Below are 15,425 nucleotides of genomic sequence, written 5' to 3'. Positions count from 1 at the left end.
ATGCAAGATTCTACATTGACAAGTATTTGGAAAAGAATCATATCGTTTCCCCTCAACTTAAAGCATAGTAATTATATAGCACAATACTATTCATATTGTACTACATCGTCAATATAGCGTAGGGGTTTTCTCCTTCAGGATTTTTTGCAACGAGGGGGAAAATGGAGCATCGGAAATAAGGCAAGATAGTTTCTCGAAATCCGAAGTCTTAAAGAATCCGACTGCATTTTCCTTTGTGGTATCACAGAGGAGTATGGTTTTATCTGCATTTTCCATCATTGACTTTTTGACAAGCCCCTGAGAATCGTCTCCTTCAAAGACACCATTTTCCCGAATTGCTTTACAGGAAAGAATGGCAAGTTCCGCATGAAAGTTTTTGATAAACTCGGAGGTGAATTCCCCGACGATAGAGAGGCTTTGGTGCTTTAATACTCCGGGACAAAGAAAACAAGTCAGGTTTTGGGCATGGGAAAGCTCGTTGGCGATATTGATGCCGTTCGTGATTATCGTGATATTATGCTTTGTCTTTAAAATGGGCGCCAGCTGGCAAACTGTGGATGAAGAATCCAGGAAGATGACCATACCGTCTTTGATCAGGGAATCCGTCTTTTTGGCAATACTTTGCTTTTTGTCCTGATTTTCGATTTGTCGCATGCCAATTGGACTTTCTTTCGCGGATTTTACAATGAGAGAAACATAGCCGTGAGATCTTTTGAGGATGCCGTCCTCCTCCAAGGAAAGTAAATCCCTTCTTATAGTAGAGCGGGAAGCATAGAGTCTTTTACATAGATAGTTCATGCTTGCGATACCGTTATGCTGATTCAGATGTTCTACAATTTCCCGTTTCCTCTCGTGAATATCCATCTTATCGCTCCTTTATTTTAAGAAGGTTATGCCATCCAAAATGCACGATTTGCAAAAACTGTACACTTTTCTCCCTTAATGCGTGTCCTATGTCAAGAACGCAATAGTTCGTTTTAGAGAGTTTCTTTAGAAAGGTACAGGTTGGCATTTTTGGACAAAAATGTTCAGACTTGAACAGTATAGCACAGAAAACGGAAATATTTTCAATAATATGTTCAAAGATATAATTACTTTGTTTAATATGCTATATTCTGCTTAGAAAAAAAGGTTGGAGATATGCATTATGAAGAAGGTTCTCGCTTTTGATATGGGTGCAACATCCATAAGAGGGATAGTTGGCTACGTGGAGAATGGGCAATTCTGCACAAAAGAAGTCATGAGGATGTCCCATAAAATTCAGAATAAAGAAGGAAGGCTGTATTGGGACTTTGACGCTATCGCAAAGAAGATTGAAGAAACAATTTTGGAAAATCCGGACGTTTCTGCCATAGGAATCGATACCTGGGGTGTGGATTTCGGTTTAATCGATAAAGAAGGAAATCTCCTTGAGGCACCTCATTCCTACAGGGATGAGAAGTTTGCTGAAGGAAGAGAAGAGGCAAGGGCTTTACTGGATGAGTTCGAGCTTTTTCAAAACAGCGGGAATCAGATTATGACCATTAACACGGTCTATCAGCTTCTTAGCTTAAAGAAATTCGATGGGGAAATTTACGATAAGGCAGATAAGATCTTGATGATGCCGGATCTTCTTTTTTACCTCTTAACCGGAGAAAAAATCGGAGAAGAGAGCATTTGGTCCACGACAGGGCTGTATGACTTATCGAAAAAGCAGGTCTCAGAGCAGCTTTTTGAGAAGCTCAAGCTAAAGAGAGAATTAGTTCCTGAAATTGTGCGGGCAGGAGAACGCAAGGGGAACACGAAGAATTCCAAGCTGGAGAGCTTGAGATCCTTATCTATCGACGTTATTCCGGTTTTAGGACATGATACGGCAAGCGCACTTTTGATGGTTGAGCAGGAAAAAGATTCTCTCTTCCTAAGCTGCGGTACTTGGTCTTTGATTGGTACCTCGGTAGAGGACGCGAAGGTGAGTAGAGAAGTCTATGAGAAGAACCTTACAAATGAACTGAGCTACAAGTCCGAGACGCTTTTCTTTAAAAACATCACCGGCCTCTACTTGTTAGAAAAGTACAAGGCAGAGCTGGAGGAGAGACTCGGGAGAAAGATTCCCTTTCAGGAAATCACTGACTTCGTAAAGAAAGAGGCAGAGTCTAAAGCACTCCTCGATATGGATGCGGAGGTTTTCGGAAGAGAAGGGATAGCGGTTAAAAAAGAAATCGATGCTTTTCTCCTTTCTCATGGTGGAACTGTTCCGAAGGAAGATTTTTCTTACTTTACTCTGATTTATGACAGTATGGTGGAAAAATACAGAGAGGTAAAAGAGGATATTGAACATATCCTCGGGAGAAACTTCACAAAGCTCCATATGATTGGCGGAGGCGCGAGGTCGGAAGTTCTTGCTAAAAAGATTGCGAAGAAGCTGAAGGTCAAGGTTAAGGCAGGACCCTATGAGAGCTCCGCATTCGGAAACATTCTCCTCTTGCTTCTTCAGGAAAAGGAAGTGGGGAGTATAGGAGAGGGAAGAAAGCTGATTTATGCAGCTTCGGAAGTAAAGGACTATTCCTGAAGACGGAAGTGTTCTATACAGGAAAATCTTCCATAATACATAGAGGGCTTTCCGGAAAGGAAAAGCTGTTTTACCTAACAATTTCCAAGCGCATTCGCTTGAAAATCAAAATAATATATTGGGGTTTATTCAGATAAAGGAGGAAGTATGAATCATCCAAGAATTGGTATCAGACCGACAATCGACGGAAGATGGGGAGGAGTAAGAGAGGCTTTAGAAGAGCAGACCATGAATATGGCGAAAAGCGCTGCAAAGCTCATTTCGGAGAATCTTCGTTATCCTGACGGAGAGCCTGTAGAGGTTGTGATTTCCCCGACTACCATCGGCGGCGGCGGAGAAGCGGCTATCTGCGAAGAATACTTTGCAAAGGAAAATGTAGTGGGAACACTGACCGTTACACCTTGCTGGTGCTACGGAACAGAGACCATGGACTTAAATCCGAACACCATTAAGGCGGTTTGGGGCTTTAACGGAACAGAAAGACCGGGTGCGGTATATCTTGCTGCAGTTATGGCGGCTTATGCACAGAGAGGTCTTCCGGCTTTCTCTATTTATGGAACAGAGGTACAGGATAAGGACAGCAGCGGAATTACCAAAGATGTGGAGAAGAAGATTTTAGACTTTGCAAGAGCTGCAGTCGGTGTGGGAATTATGAAGAATAAGTCCTATGTCAATATCGGTGCAGTTTCCATGGGGATTGCAGGCAGTGTGGTAAACGTGGATTTTCTCCAGAAGTACCTCGGTATGAGAACCGAATGGGTTGATATGACAGAAGTTCTTCGCAGAATCAATCTGGAAATCTACGATCCCGAAGAGTACAAGAAAGCTCTAGCTTGGGTTAAGGAGAATTGTAAGGAAGGTTACGATACCAATGCCGGAAAGAAATTCCCCGAGGTAATCACGAAGTCCAGATTCATTCCGGATGACAAGCAGTGGGAGTTCTGCGTAAAGCATGCTCTTATCGTTAGAGATATTCTTTATGGAAATCCGAAGTTGAACGATCTCGGCTGGCATGAAGAGGCACTTGGCAGAAATGCGATTGCCGGCGGTTTCCAGGGACAGAGAATGTGGACAGACTGGCTTCCGAATGCAGACTTTACCGAGGCAATCATGGCTTCCGGTTTTAACTGGAACGGAAAGAAGATGCCGACTCCTTTTGCAACGGAGAACGATACTTTAAACGGTGTAGCAATGATGTTCGGCTGGCTTTCCACAGGAAAGGCGCCTATCTTCTCCGATGTAAGAACCTACTGGTCTCCGGAGGCGGTGAAGAGAGTCAGCGGAAAAGAGCTAAGCGGCTACGCAAAGAACGGTATTATCCATCTCATCAATTCCGGCGCAAGCTGTCTGGATGCCAGTGCTGCGGCAAAGGATGAGAAGGGCAACGGCACTATGAAGGAGTGGTGGAATCTGACAGAGGCCGACATACAGGCTTGCTGTGAGGCTACCGATTGGTGCAGAGCGAACTATGAGTACTTCAGAGGCGGCGGATTCTCCTCTCATTTCAGAACAGCTGCGGAGATGCCCGTCACCATGATTCGTGTAAATATCGTTGAGGGTGTTGGTCCTACCTTACAGGTTATTGAAGGACATACCTGCGTGCTTGATGAAGCTGTGCATAAGACTTTAGATGAGAGAACAGACAGAACTTGGCCGACCACCTGGTTTGCTCCGAAGATTGGCGTAGGTGCTGCGGACTCCGTTTACAATGTTATGGCTAAGTGGGGGGCTAACCACGGCGCAACCGTAGAAGGTCACGTTGGAGACAGACTCCTTACCTTGGCTTCCATGCTGAGAATTCCGGTGGCGTTCCACAATGTGGAAGAGGAAAGAATCTTTAGACCGCACTCCTTTAACGGATTCGGTACAGCGGACTTAGAGGGACAGGACTACAGAGCTTGTGCGTACTACGGACCTTTATATAAGTAGACTTAAATGAGCCAAAGGCTCCCAAGTCGGAGACGAGGGAGCTAAGGCTTAAAAAGAAGCTAAAACTTATATATTGATAGAGAAAAATAAAGTGATATGTCTAAAGAGAGAAATGGATTTTTAGGGCTTTTAAAAGCTTTGTAAAGCAAGAAATCCTTCTCATTTATTTCAGTAGGAAAAGAGGAAGACTTATGTTAATGGAAAAGGAAAGACTGCTTCTTATCGAGTACGGAAAGAAACTGGTAACAGCAGGACTTACCAAGGGTACAGGAGGAAACTTAAGTATCTTTGACCGAGCACATGGCCATGTAGCCATTACTCCTTCCGGAATCGATTTTTTTGAAATTCAGCCGGAAGACATCGTAATTATTGATTTAGACGGAAATGTAGTAGAGGGAAAGAGAGTTCCTTCTTCCGAATGGGCAATGCATATCATGCCTTATAAGTACAGAGAGGATATTGATGCGGTTGTTCACGCGCACACCATGTATGCTACTGTTTTGTCCTGCTTAAGAGAGGATCTTCCCGCTACGCACTATATGATTGCGGTAGCAGGACCAACGGTAAGAGTGGCTAAGTATGCTACATACGGCAGTAAGGAACTTGCGGAAAATGCCTTTGAGGCTATGAAGGACAGGAAAGCAGTAATCTTAGCAAACCACGGCCTATTGGCAGGAGCGAAAGATATACTCAATGCTTACAATATAATTGAAGAAATAGAATATTGTTCTGAGGTTTACGCAAAGGCCAGAGCTATAGGCGAGCCTGTCATTCTTCCGAAAGAAGAAATGGAACTTATGGCGGAGAAATTCAAGACCTACGGGCAGAGAGTGAGCACGAAAAAAGACTAGGGGGAAGATTATGGAAGCTTTATTATCAATGAAAAATATAAAGAAATCTTTCTCCGGAGTAGCAGCACTGAAAAATGCCGAGTTGGACTTATATAAGGGAGAGGTAGTGGCTCTCATGGGAGAGAACGGTGCCGGAAAATCCACCCTTATGAAGATTCTGACAGGAATATATTCAAAGGATGAAGGAACGATTCACTTTGAAGGGAAAGAAGTAGAATACAAAAATGTTTCCGAGTCGGAAGCGGCAGGAATCGCCATTGTCCATCAGGAATTAAATATGATGAATGATTTGACGGTGGCACAGAATCTTTTTATCGGACAGGAACGCATGAACGGCTTCTTTATCGATGATAAGAAGATGGAAAAGGATGCGGAAGAGCTCTTTAAAAAGCTGAATGTAGATATTAAGCCCGGTGCAAAAATCGGGGAGCTTACCGTAGGAAAGCAGCAGATGGTCGAAATTGCGAAGGCTATTTCCACCAATGCGAAGGTGATTGTTTTTGACGAGCCGACCGCTGCCTTAAGTACTTCCGAGATCGAAGAATTATTCAAGGTTATCCGTGATTTACGGGAAAAGGGAGCAGGAATCATTTACATCTCACACAGGATGGATGAAATCAATGTCATTTCCGATAGAGTTACGGTCATGCGTGATGGAGAATATGTAGGAACCCTGATTACAAAGGATTGCACAAAGGACGATATTATTAAGCTCATGGTTGGAAGAACCGTATTCATGGAGCCAAAGACCCAGTCTGCGGTACCGGAGGGTGCAGAAGTGGTTCTGAAGTGTGAGCATTTAAGTCGAGGAAAAGCTGTTAAGGATGTTTCCTTTGAGCTTAAGAAAGGAGAGATTTTAGGCTTCTCGGGTCTCATGGGTGCAGGACGAACGGAGGTGGCAAGACTGCTCTTCGGTGCGGATAAGAGGGATTCCGGAAAGATTTACGTGCATGGAAAGGAAGTGGATATTCAATCCACGGAAGATGCGGTAAAGGCGGGAATCGGCTATCTCTCCGAGGATAGAAAGCGTTATGGACTTTTGGTTGATAAGTCCGTGGAGGAAAATACCTGTCTTGCTTCCCTCGAAAAATTGGATAAGGGACTTTTCATTGATGAAAAGAAGTGTAAGGAAATCAGTGAAAAGTATGTAGAAGAATTAAAGACCAAGACACCGGGCGTTTCCCAGATCATCAAGAAGCTCTCCGGCGGAAACCAGCAGAAGGTGGTTATTGCGAAGTGGCTCTTAAAGGATTCGGATATTTTGATTTTTGATGAACCGACAAGAGGAATCGACGTAGGAGCAAAGAGCGAAATCTATGAGCTTATGGAAAAACTGGTATCCGAAGGAAAATCCATCATCATGATTTCTTCGGAATTACCTGAAATTTTAAGAATGAGCGATCGTATCATCGTTATGTGTGAAGGAAGAGTGACCGGTTGCTTAGATATTGCAGAAGTCAATCAGGAGACCATTATGACTTGTGCGACAGATAGACAGGGGGACTAAAGGTGAAGATTAAGAAGATTTTTTCAAACCAGCAGGCAGTGGTTATCGCTGCACTCATTGTAATATGCGTGGTTTTCTCGCTACTGACAGACAAGTTTTTACAGGGCACCACCTTTACCAACATTTCCAAGTCTGCCTATTATGTAGCGTTTATGGCAATCGGTGTAACTTTCGTTATTTCTACCGGAGGCATTGATTTATCTATCGGTACTGTGGCAATCTGTTGCGCCTTGATTGGCGGAACACTTATGGAGGGTGGACTTCCTATGCCTTTAGTGCTCCTTGTAATTCTCTTATGCGGTTCTTTATTCGGTTTAATTAACGGAATTTTGGTATCCCGTTTGGAATTACCGGCATTTATCGCTACCCTCGGAACCATGATGGTATCCAGAGGACTCGGATCTATTGTCTCGAAGACAAAGACCATTTCCTTCCCGCAGGGAACTGCAGAAGGAGCTTGGTTTAGAGAGATTTTCATGGTGACAAAGGAAGGAGGACTCTTCCCGAAAAACTTCCCGACCGGCTTCCTGCTTTTAGCCCTCTGCGCAGCAGTGATGGCAGTGGTTTTAAATAAGACGAAGACAGGAAGATACATCTTATCCATCGGTTCCAATAAAGAAGCAACCAGACTTTCCGGAATCAATGTAAAGAAGTATGAAACTCTGGCTTATGTATTCTCCGGATTTTTTGCGGCACTTGCAGGTATCGCATATGTGGCAGTATTCTCCACGGCACAGCCCAATACCGGAAACGGCTTTGAGCTTGATGCCATTGCCGGCGTAGTAATCGGAGGAACATCTCTTTCCGGAGGTGTAGGCTCCATCTTGGGAACGATCATCGGTGTATTCATCATGACGGTACTAAAAATCGGTTTCCCTTACATCGGGGTACAGTCACACTACCAGCTCTTTATCACAGGAATCATCTTAGTATTCGCTGTGTATATGGATATCCTAAATAGGAAAAGAAAGGTTTAAAGGAGGAAAAAAGATGAAAAAAAGAATTATGGCAGTTGCACTGGCGGGCGTAATGGCTCTGTCTCTCGCAGCATGTGGAGGTTCCGCAGCTAAGACTGAGGGAACAACAGCGGCAGGAACAACCGCTGCAGCACAGGAAGAGCAGAAGACTGAGGCTGCAGAGAAAACGGTTGATGGCGAGGCAATGAAGATCAATGTTATCGCCAAGGGATTCCAGCACCAGTTCTGGAAGGCAGTTGAGAAGGGTGCAATGCAGGCAGGAAAGGATCTTAATGCAGAGGTTTCTTTCCAGGGACCGGATAACGAGTCCGCTATTGCACAGCAGGTTGAGTATCTGGATGCAGCGATTGCACAGAAGCCGACAGCAATCTGTCTTGCGGCTCTTGATACCAAAGCTTGCATCGGATCGATTCAGAATGCTATGGATAAAAATATTCCTATCATCGGATTTGACTCCGGTGTACCTGATGCTCCGGAAGGCGCTATCAAGGCAAACGCTTCCACCAACAACTATGAGGCTGGAAAGCTGGCTGCAAAAGAGACTTATGCTTTAATCAAGGATAAGATTGAAGGCGCAACAGACGTTGTAAGAATCGGTGTAGTAGCACAGGAGTCCAACTCTCAGTCTATCGTGGAGAGAACAAAGGGATTTGTTGAGTCTATGACAGAGCTCGTCGGTGCTGATAAGGTTTCCGTAGAGGGACACGACAGCTTAAAGAACGAAAAGTCCGGTGCGAAGGTGATCATCGATGTAGGTATCCCGGCAGAGGTTAAGGACGCTGACGCAGCAGCAGTTGCTTCCGCTATCTTAGAGAAGTCCGACCTCATCGCTATCTACGGTTCCAACGAGTTCGCTGCAAACGCTATTATTACAGCTAACGAAGGTCTGGACAAGATCGGCGAGGGCAAGGTTGTTGCCGTTGGTTTCGATGCAGGAAGCAAGCAGTTACAGGCTATCAGAGACGGTTTATTCGCAGGTTCCGTTACACAGGATCCCGTACAGATTGGCTACAAGGCAGTTGAGCTTGCAGTTAAGGCAGCAAAGGGTGAGTCCGTATCCGATGTAGATACAGGCGCTCTTTGGTACAATAAGGACAATATGGCAGACGAGAAGATTGCTCCATGTCTTTACGAGTAAACAAGCTGCCTCAGGCTTTGTCTGTGCTTCTTGTTAAGAACAAGATAACGTGCGTTTTACGAGTAATGCTCGTTATAAATGAAATATCGCGTACGTATCACACGATATTTGAATAAGAGTACTTTCCAAACGAGGTATTACATTTCCGTGATACCTCGTTTGTCAAAGGAAAAAAGGAGATTATAAAATGTTAAAAGGGATACCTGCTATTCTTTCTCCGGAATTGCTGAAGCGCTTATGTGAAATGGGGCATTCCGACAAGCTTCTCATTGCTGATGGGAACTTTCCGACGCATACAGTAGGTGCCGACTCCCACATAGTAAGAATGGACGGCCATGGTGTATGTGAAATTTTAGATGCTGTACTGCAGCTTTTCCCGCTGGATACTTACACAGAGCGTCCGGTGAGCATTATGAAGAAGGTACCGGGAGATACGGTGGCTACCCCCATTTGGGATGAGTTTAAAAATATTGTGGCAAAGTATGATTCCAGGGAAGACGCAATCGGTAGTATTGAACGCTTTGCTTTTTATGAAGAGGCAAAGAAGTCCTATCTGATTATTGCTACATCGGAAAAAGCACTTTATGGCAACATTATGTTGCAAAAGGGTGTTGTATAAGATTAAAAAAGGAAGATATATCGGCTCTCACCCGAGCAGATTGTGATGGACCGATTTAAAACAAAAGAACTTAAGGAAGTTTTTATTTACAATGACTGTCGTTGTCAAGCAAGCGACAGCCCTATACAAGGAGGTAAGTATGGCTAATAGAATCGTGTTGAATGAAGTATCTTATCATGGAAAAGGGGCAATCTTAAGTGTCACAGAGGAGGCAAAGGGTCGTGGTTTCCATAAGGCTTTTGTTTGTTCCGATCCGGATTTAATCAAGTTTAATGTAACGAAGAAAGTAACCGATTTACTGGATAAGGAAGGCCTTCCTTATGAGATTTACTCTGATATCAAGGCTAACCCGACTATTGAAAATGTGCAGAACGGTGTAGCGGCATTTAAGAAGTCAGGAGCGGATTATATTATCGCAATCGGCGGAGGATCCTCTATGGATACCTCCAAGGCTATCGGTATCATCATTACCAATCCGGAGTTTGAGGATGTAAGAAGCTTAGAGGGACTTTCTGCAACAAAGAAGCCATCTGTTCCAATCTTCGCTATTCCGACAACGGCAGGAACCGCTGCAGAGGTTACCATTAACTATGTTATTACTGACGTAGAGAAGAAGAGAAAGTTCGTTTGTGTGGATACTCACGATATTCCTGTAGTGGCTTTCGTAGATCCCGATATGATGTCCAGTATGCCTAAAGGCCTTACCGCATCTACCGGTATGGATGCGCTTACCCATGCTATCGAGGGATATACCACAAAGGGTGCAAATACCATCACCGATATGTTCAACTTAAAGGCGATTGAGCTGATTGCAAAGTCTCTTCGCGGTGCAGTAGAGAATACGGCTGAGGGAAGAGAAGGAATGGCACTTGGACAGTACCTTACCGGTATGGGCTTCTCCAACTGCGGTCTGGGTATTGTGCACTCCATGGCACACGGCTTAGGTGCTCTTTACGATACACCGCACGGTGTAGCTAACGCGATCATTCTTCCTACGGTTATGGAATACAATAAGGAAGCGGTAGGAGAGAAGTTAAGAGAAGTAGCCAAGGCTATGGGTGTTCCCGGTACAGAGAAAATGAGCAAGGAAGAGTATCAGAAGGCGGCAATCGATGCGGTTAAGAAGCTTGCTGAGGATGTAGGCATTCCCAAGGATTTAAAGAATATCGTAAAGCCGGAGGATGTAGATTTCTTGTCCCAGTCCGCTATGGATGATGCTTGCAGACCCGGAAACCCGAGAGATCCGAAGTTTGAGGAAATCAAGGAGCTCTTCTTAAGTTTACTGTAAATCGGAACAGGAGGAAGGCGTAAGAGCCGGAAAGTACAGCTTATTGACCTTGTTCTTTATAGCGAATGAGACAGGGAAGTTTGCGAAATTCACTTAGGAAAGATAGAAATGCAAAGAGAAGTCGTATGGTTTTCTATGGCTTCTCTTTTTGGATTTCACATATACAAAATTGAAAAAATTATGATAAACTAGATTGTAAATATTTACTGCATTGCATTGAAATAATGTGGAGGGCAAATGAAGAATTATGATGTAGCCATTGTCGGTGCGGGACCCGGAGGAATTTATGCGGCTTATGAGCTGATGAAGAAGGACCCCGCTCTTTCTGTTGTGGTTTTAGAGGCAGGACACAGTCTGGAAAAAAGGCATTGTCCGATTGATGGAAAGAAGATTAAGACCTGTATTTCCTGTAAGAGTTGCTCGATTATGAGCGGATTCGGCGGAGCAGGTGCATTTTCCGATGGAAAATACAATATAACAAACGACTTCGGCGGCACCTTATATGAATATATTGGAAAAGAGGAAGCTCTTGATCTGATGAAATACGTTGATGAAATCAATATGGAAAACGGAGGAGAAGGCACAAGGCTTTTCTCCACAGCGGGAACTAAGTTTAAGAAGCTATGTATGCAGAATCGTTTAAAGCTTCTGGATGCTTCCGTTCGACACCTGGGCACGGATATCAATTATGTGGTTTTGAAAAATCTCTATGCAAAACTGAAAGAGCAGGTAGAGTTCCATTTCGATACTCCGGTGGAGAAGATAGAAATTGTAGGAAGGCGAGAAGCATTCGAGGAAAAATCAGGGGAGGAAAAATCTGTTAAGACGGACTGTGACGGCTTTATTTTGCATACAAAACAGGAAGATTTTTCTGCAAAAAAATGTATCGTTTCCGTAGGACGCTCCGGCAGTAAATGGATGGAGTCGGTTTGTGATGAGCTGGGAATTCCCACCAAGTCAAATCGTGTGGATCTTGGTGTAAGAGTGGAGCTTCCGGCTGTGATTTTCTCTCATTTAACAGATGAGTTGTATGAGAGTAAGATTGTTTATAGAACAGCACTTTTTGAAGATAATGTACGTACTTTCTGTATGAACCCGAACGGGATTGTGGTAAATGAAAATACGAATGGGATTGTAACCGTAAACGGCCATAGCTACGAGGGAGAAGAGAAGCATACGGAAAATACCAACTTTGCGCTCCTTGTGGCAAAGCATTTTTCCGAGCCTTTCAAGGACAGTAACGGTTACGGAGAAAGCATTGCCCGCCTTTCCAATATGCTTGGCGGCGGTGTGATTGTGCAGCGATTCGGAGACCTCGTAAGAGGAAGAAGAAGTAATCATAAGCGTATCGAAGAAGGGATGGTACAGCCGACATTGCAGGCTACACCGGGAGACTTGAGCCTGGTGCTTCCGAAGAGAATTCTGGATGGCATTATGGAAATGATTTATGCCTTGGATAAAATTGCTCCGGGTACAGCCAATGAAGATACCTTGCTCTATGGAGTAGAAGTCAAGTTCTACAATATGGAAGTAGAACTGGATGAACATCTGGAGTCAGGATGTAAGGGACTTTATGTAATCGGAGACGGATCCGGTGTAACCCATTCTCTTTCCCATGCTTCGGCTTCCGGCATCTTTGTAGCAAGAGAGATTGCACATGGAGTAAAGTGATAACGAAGAGGGGAGTAAAAAATCAGAACCATCAAAGGAATAGAAACAGCAAAGGTATAGAAACAGCAAAGGCATAGAAACAGCAAAGGCACAGAATAGTAAAATAATAGAAGTGCAAATGGCAATGGAAACAATAGAAATAATAAAAACAACGGAAAGGAGGAGAGGGGATTGTGCGGATTTATATAGCCAGACATGGGGAAACGGACTGGAATGTGGAACGACGTATCCAGGGCAGTACGGATATTCCGCTAAATGAAAATGGAATCCGACAGGCGTATTCGTTAAGCAAATATTTGGAAAGGCAGCTCAGCCTTGAAGAGCGCTCCCTCTCCTCTATCTTTACCAGCCCGCTTAAAAGAGCAAAAGAGACGGCGGAGATAGTGGGAAAGCTGCTACATCTCCCTGTAAAAGAAATTTCCGGGTTGGAAGAAATGAGCTTCGGAGTTTGTGAAGGGAAAAGCTGGTTGGAGGCAAAAAAAGAATACTCGAGAGAGCTGGAGGAATGGGAAGAAAATAAACGATTCAGAAGAATTCCGGGAGGCGAATCCTATCAAGAGGTTTTAAACCGTTTTTTTTCTGCCTATTCTTTAATACAGAAGAAACTTGCGGAAGAAAAGCCGGATGTAAAGAAAGAGAAAGATATCCTGATTATTACACACGGTGCAGTCATCATGTTGCTTCTTTCTTTAAAGGAAGGACATTCATTTCAAGACAGCTTTGTTCGCGTAAGGGTGGAAAATGCCCGTGCCTATTTCTTTGAGGAGGATGAATTAGAAGCTATACGTGCGAAAGCCCTAGTCTGATTGGGAGTAGTCGGCAATATATTTGATACTGGATTTGCGAGTGGATGGAAGTGATGGGCTTGGATGAGAAACCCGAGATTGCAAAAAAAGCATTCTAAATTGAAAGAGACATGGAATAGAAAGAAAATTCGAAATTGACGGAGAAGCTCGAAATCGAAAGAGGAAAAGAAAATGAGTAAGAAAAAAATCATGGAAGAAATTTTGCAGGAAAATCGACAGGCGAACCGCAATTTGATTCATTTAGGAAATATGACCGGTCTTCTTCTGCTTATGGAAGGGATGAAAGAGGCAAAGAAAAAGAAAGACAAGGGTGCAATCTTCCTTGCCAAGTGCGGACTTCTTATTGTTGCAATCATAGAAATTTTTCTGACAGCAGTCAATATTTCCGAACTGCTGGAAAAAAGGAAAGAAGAAAAAGCGGAAAGAGAAGAAGAGGAAGAATAATGATTTCGGGTATGGATATTTCGGTAGGAGGCTTATATTTTATTGTAATCAATCTCCTTACTTTTCTTCTCTACGGTCTGGATAAATATAAAGCGATTCGCCAGGAATGGAGGATTCCGGAACGAGCCTTACTGCTCATGGCATTTGTGGGAGGGGCTTTTGGAGCGCTTTCCGCGATGAGGATTTTTCGACATAAGACCAGGAAGGGAAGATTTAAACTGATGATTCCCCTTTTTTGTCTTCTCTGGGGATATGTCATTGTGCACAAAGTGCTGGAGATAGACTAAAGCGTGTTCTCCGGCTTTTTTATGCTTGGGAATTTGTTTTTAGAATACAATAAAAAAGTTGCTTTGCACAAAAATGCACAAAAATTAATTTTTAATATTCCTGTAAACTTATAAAATTGCATCAAGAAAAAATCTTGATTTTGAAATAACATTACAATATACTGGTTCTACTTTCTGTTTTTTTACAGGGATTCAGCAAAGATGAATAAGAAGATAGGAAATAGGATTTTGATGAGGAGGGGCAATTGAGTGTAGCAATTTCTATTAAAAACGCAGTGAAGAGATACGGGGACAGTACGATCATTCCAGATTTGAGTCTGGATATCCGTGAGGGTGAGTTCTTTACTTTACTGGGGCCCTCGGGCTGTGGAAAGACCACACTTCTTCGAATGATTGCCGGCTTTAATTCCATCGAAGGCGGAGATTTTTACTTCAATGATAAACGAATAAATGATTTGGATCCGGCGAAAAGAAATATCGGTATGGTATTCCAAAACTATGCTATTTTCCCGCATTACACAGTAAGACAGAATGTGGAATTCGGTTTAAAGAATCGCGGAGTTCCGGCTCCGGAACGGAGAGCGAAGAGTGAAGAATTCTTGCGATTGATGCAGATTGAAAATCTTGCGGATAGAAAACCGGATAGAATGTCCGGAGGACAGCAACAACGTGTGGCTTTGGCCAGAGCCTTGGTCATCCAGCCGGATGTACTTTTGATGGATGAGCCTTTGTCAAACCTTGATGCAAAACTTCGTGTGGATATGCGTAGCGCGATAAGAAGAACACAGCATCAGGTAGGGATTACTACGGTGTATGTAACGCATGATCAGGAAGAGGCGATGGCTATCTCCGATCGTATTGCGGTTATGAAGGGCGGCGTTTTACAGCAGGTTGGAACACCGAAGAGTATTTATCAGAGACCTGCAAATCTTTTTGTAAGCAGTTTTATCGGTCGATCCAATGTAGTGGAAGCGGAGCTTGTTGTAGAAGGCGGAGAGACATTCCTTTCTTTTTCTAATGGAAAGAGAGCGGAAATCAAGAACATTGAGGAATCCTTCAAGAAGAATCAAAAAGTGAAGTTAAGCGTTCGTCCCGAAGAGTTTATTCTTTGTGAAAAGGAAGAAGAGCTGATTCACGCACGCATTACGGAAAGCATTTTCCTGGGACTCAATACCCATTATACCGTAGAGCTGGAGACGGGAGACCGCGCTGAAATCATTCAGGAATCCACCATCAGCAATATTTTAAATGTTGGTGAAGAAATTTCCTTAAAGATGAATATGGAAAAGGTAAATGTATTCACGGAAGACGGGGAAAAGAATATTCTTGTGGACGCATGCAATGCAAAAGGAGTTTAGGG

14 protein-coding genes are annotated in these 15,425 nt (G+C 43.5%); 13 read left to right on the top strand and 1 reads right to left on the bottom strand.

Features of this window, described 5'->3' with window-relative positions; genetic code table 11:
- Window positions 1-108: 108 nt before the first annotated feature.
- Window positions 109-864, bottom strand: coding sequence for a DeoR/GlpR family DNA-binding transcription regulator (locus tag HMPREF9625_RS03320; protein WP_009535589.1), 756 nt, complete (start codon window positions 862-864; stop codon window positions 109-111).
- Between the two features lie 283 nt (window positions 865-1,147).
- Between HMPREF9625_RS03320 and HMPREF9625_RS03315 the strand changes: the two genes are divergently transcribed.
- From HMPREF9625_RS03315 to HMPREF9625_RS03255, 13 genes are all read left to right on the top strand, one after another.
- Complete coding sequence (locus tag HMPREF9625_RS03315; RefSeq protein WP_009535588.1) at window positions 1,148-2,548, top strand: rhamnulokinase; 1,401 nt, start codon at window positions 1,148-1,150, stop codon at window positions 2,546-2,548.
- A 147-nt stretch (window positions 2,549-2,695) separates the two neighbouring features.
- Entirely contained in the window at window positions 2,696-4,477 is a 1,782-nt protein-coding gene (locus tag HMPREF9625_RS03310) for an L-fucose isomerase (protein ID WP_009535587.1), read from the top strand.
- A 191-nt stretch (window positions 4,478-4,668) separates the two neighbouring features.
- Window positions 4,669-5,328 carry an L-fuculose-phosphate aldolase gene (locus tag HMPREF9625_RS03305; protein ID WP_009535586.1) on the top strand — a complete coding sequence of 220 codons (660 nt, stop codon included), beginning with the start codon at window positions 4,669-4,671 and terminating at the stop codon, window positions 5,326-5,328.
- Window positions 5,329-5,338: 10 nt separating this feature from the next.
- Window positions 5,339-6,835 (top strand): sugar ABC transporter ATP-binding protein, encoded by a 1,497-nt coding sequence (locus tag HMPREF9625_RS03300; protein ID WP_009535585.1) that lies wholly within the window; start codon window positions 5,339-5,341, stop codon window positions 6,833-6,835.
- 2 nt (window positions 6,836-6,837) lie between these two features.
- A complete protein-coding gene (locus tag HMPREF9625_RS03295) occupies window positions 6,838-7,812 on the top strand; it encodes an ABC transporter permease (protein ID WP_009535584.1) in 975 nt (324 codons plus the stop codon).
- A 13-nt stretch (window positions 7,813-7,825) separates the two neighbouring features.
- Window positions 7,826-8,950 (top strand): ABC transporter substrate-binding protein, encoded by a 1,125-nt coding sequence (locus HMPREF9625_RS03290; RefSeq protein ID WP_009535583.1) that lies wholly within the window; start codon window positions 7,826-7,828, stop codon window positions 8,948-8,950.
- A 187-nt stretch (window positions 8,951-9,137) separates the two neighbouring features.
- The gene (locus HMPREF9625_RS03285) at window positions 9,138-9,569 is read left to right on the top strand and encodes an RbsD/FucU family protein (RefSeq protein WP_009535582.1); all 432 of its coding nucleotides are present in this window, start codon (window positions 9,138-9,140) and stop codon (window positions 9,567-9,569) included.
- A gap of 139 nt (window positions 9,570-9,708) precedes the next feature.
- Window positions 9,709-10,857, top strand: coding sequence for a lactaldehyde reductase (gene fucO, locus HMPREF9625_RS03280; protein WP_009535581.1), 1,149 nt, complete (start codon window positions 9,709-9,711; stop codon window positions 10,855-10,857).
- Between the two features lie 237 nt (window positions 10,858-11,094).
- Window positions 11,095-12,528, top strand: a complete 1,434-nt coding sequence (locus HMPREF9625_RS03275) for an NAD(P)/FAD-dependent oxidoreductase (protein ID WP_009535580.1) — start codon at window positions 11,095-11,097, stop codon at window positions 12,526-12,528.
- A gap of 173 nt (window positions 12,529-12,701) precedes the next feature.
- On the top strand, window positions 12,702-13,334 hold the full coding sequence (locus HMPREF9625_RS03270; RefSeq protein WP_009535579.1) for a histidine phosphatase family protein: 633 nt from the start codon (window positions 12,702-12,704) through the stop codon (window positions 13,332-13,334).
- Window positions 13,335-13,505: 171 nt separating this feature from the next.
- Window positions 13,506-13,778: a hypothetical protein gene (locus tag HMPREF9625_RS03265; RefSeq protein WP_009535578.1), complete on the top strand. Its 273-nt coding sequence runs from the start codon at window positions 13,506-13,508 to the stop codon at window positions 13,776-13,778.
- Window positions 13,778-14,065: a DUF1294 domain-containing protein gene (locus HMPREF9625_RS03260; RefSeq protein ID WP_009535577.1), complete on the top strand. Its 288-nt coding sequence runs from the start codon at window positions 13,778-13,780 to the stop codon at window positions 14,063-14,065. Before HMPREF9625_RS03265 ends, HMPREF9625_RS03260 begins: the two co-directional genes overlap by 1 nt.
- A gap of 245 nt (window positions 14,066-14,310) precedes the next feature.
- The gene (locus tag HMPREF9625_RS03255) at window positions 14,311-15,423 is read left to right on the top strand and encodes an ABC transporter ATP-binding protein (RefSeq protein WP_009535576.1); all 1,113 of its coding nucleotides are present in this window, start codon (window positions 14,311-14,313) and stop codon (window positions 15,421-15,423) included.
- The last annotated feature ends 2 nt before the right edge of the window (window positions 15,424-15,425 follow it).

It is taken from the genome of Oribacterium parvum ACB1 (assembly GCF_000238055.2).
In the GTDB taxonomy this organism is placed as follows: domain Bacteria; phylum Bacillota; class Clostridia; order Lachnospirales; family Lachnospiraceae; genus Oribacterium; species Oribacterium parvum.
The sequence above is the reverse complement of the archived record's forward strand: the minus strand, read 5'-3'. Positions and strand labels throughout refer to the sequence as shown.

What these genes read in the sequence shown, in the direction of transcription:
- HMPREF9625_RS03265 (WP_009535578.1), top strand. Translation starts at nt 13,506, where the DNA reads ATGAGTAAGAAAAAAATCATGGAAGAAATTTTGCAGGAAAATCGACAG.
- HMPREF9625_RS03285 (WP_009535582.1), top strand. Translation starts at nt 9,138, where the DNA reads ATGTTAAAAGGGATACCTGCTATTCTTTCTCCGGAATTGCTGAAGCGC.
- HMPREF9625_RS03320 (WP_009535589.1), bottom strand. Translation starts at nt 864, where the DNA reads ATGGATATTCACGAGAGGAAACGGGAAATTGTAGAACATCTGAATCAG.
- fucO (WP_009535581.1), top strand. Translation starts at nt 9,709, where the DNA reads ATGGCTAATAGAATCGTGTTGAATGAAGTATCTTATCATGGAAAAGGG.
- HMPREF9625_RS03290 (WP_009535583.1), top strand. Translation starts at nt 7,826, where the DNA reads ATGAAAAAAAGAATTATGGCAGTTGCACTGGCGGGCGTAATGGCTCTG.
- HMPREF9625_RS03310 (WP_009535587.1), top strand. Translation starts at nt 2,696, where the DNA reads ATGAATCATCCAAGAATTGGTATCAGACCGACAATCGACGGAAGATGG.
- HMPREF9625_RS03305 (WP_009535586.1), top strand. Translation starts at nt 4,669, where the DNA reads ATGTTAATGGAAAAGGAAAGACTGCTTCTTATCGAGTACGGAAAGAAA.
- HMPREF9625_RS03275 (WP_009535580.1), top strand. Translation starts at nt 11,095, where the DNA reads ATGAAGAATTATGATGTAGCCATTGTCGGTGCGGGACCCGGAGGAATT.
- HMPREF9625_RS03315 (WP_009535588.1), top strand. Translation starts at nt 1,148, where the DNA reads ATGAAGAAGGTTCTCGCTTTTGATATGGGTGCAACATCCATAAGAGGG.
- HMPREF9625_RS03260 (WP_009535577.1), top strand. Translation starts at nt 13,778, where the DNA reads ATGATTTCGGGTATGGATATTTCGGTAGGAGGCTTATATTTTATTGTA.
- HMPREF9625_RS03300 (WP_009535585.1), top strand. Translation starts at nt 5,339, where the DNA reads ATGGAAGCTTTATTATCAATGAAAAATATAAAGAAATCTTTCTCCGGA.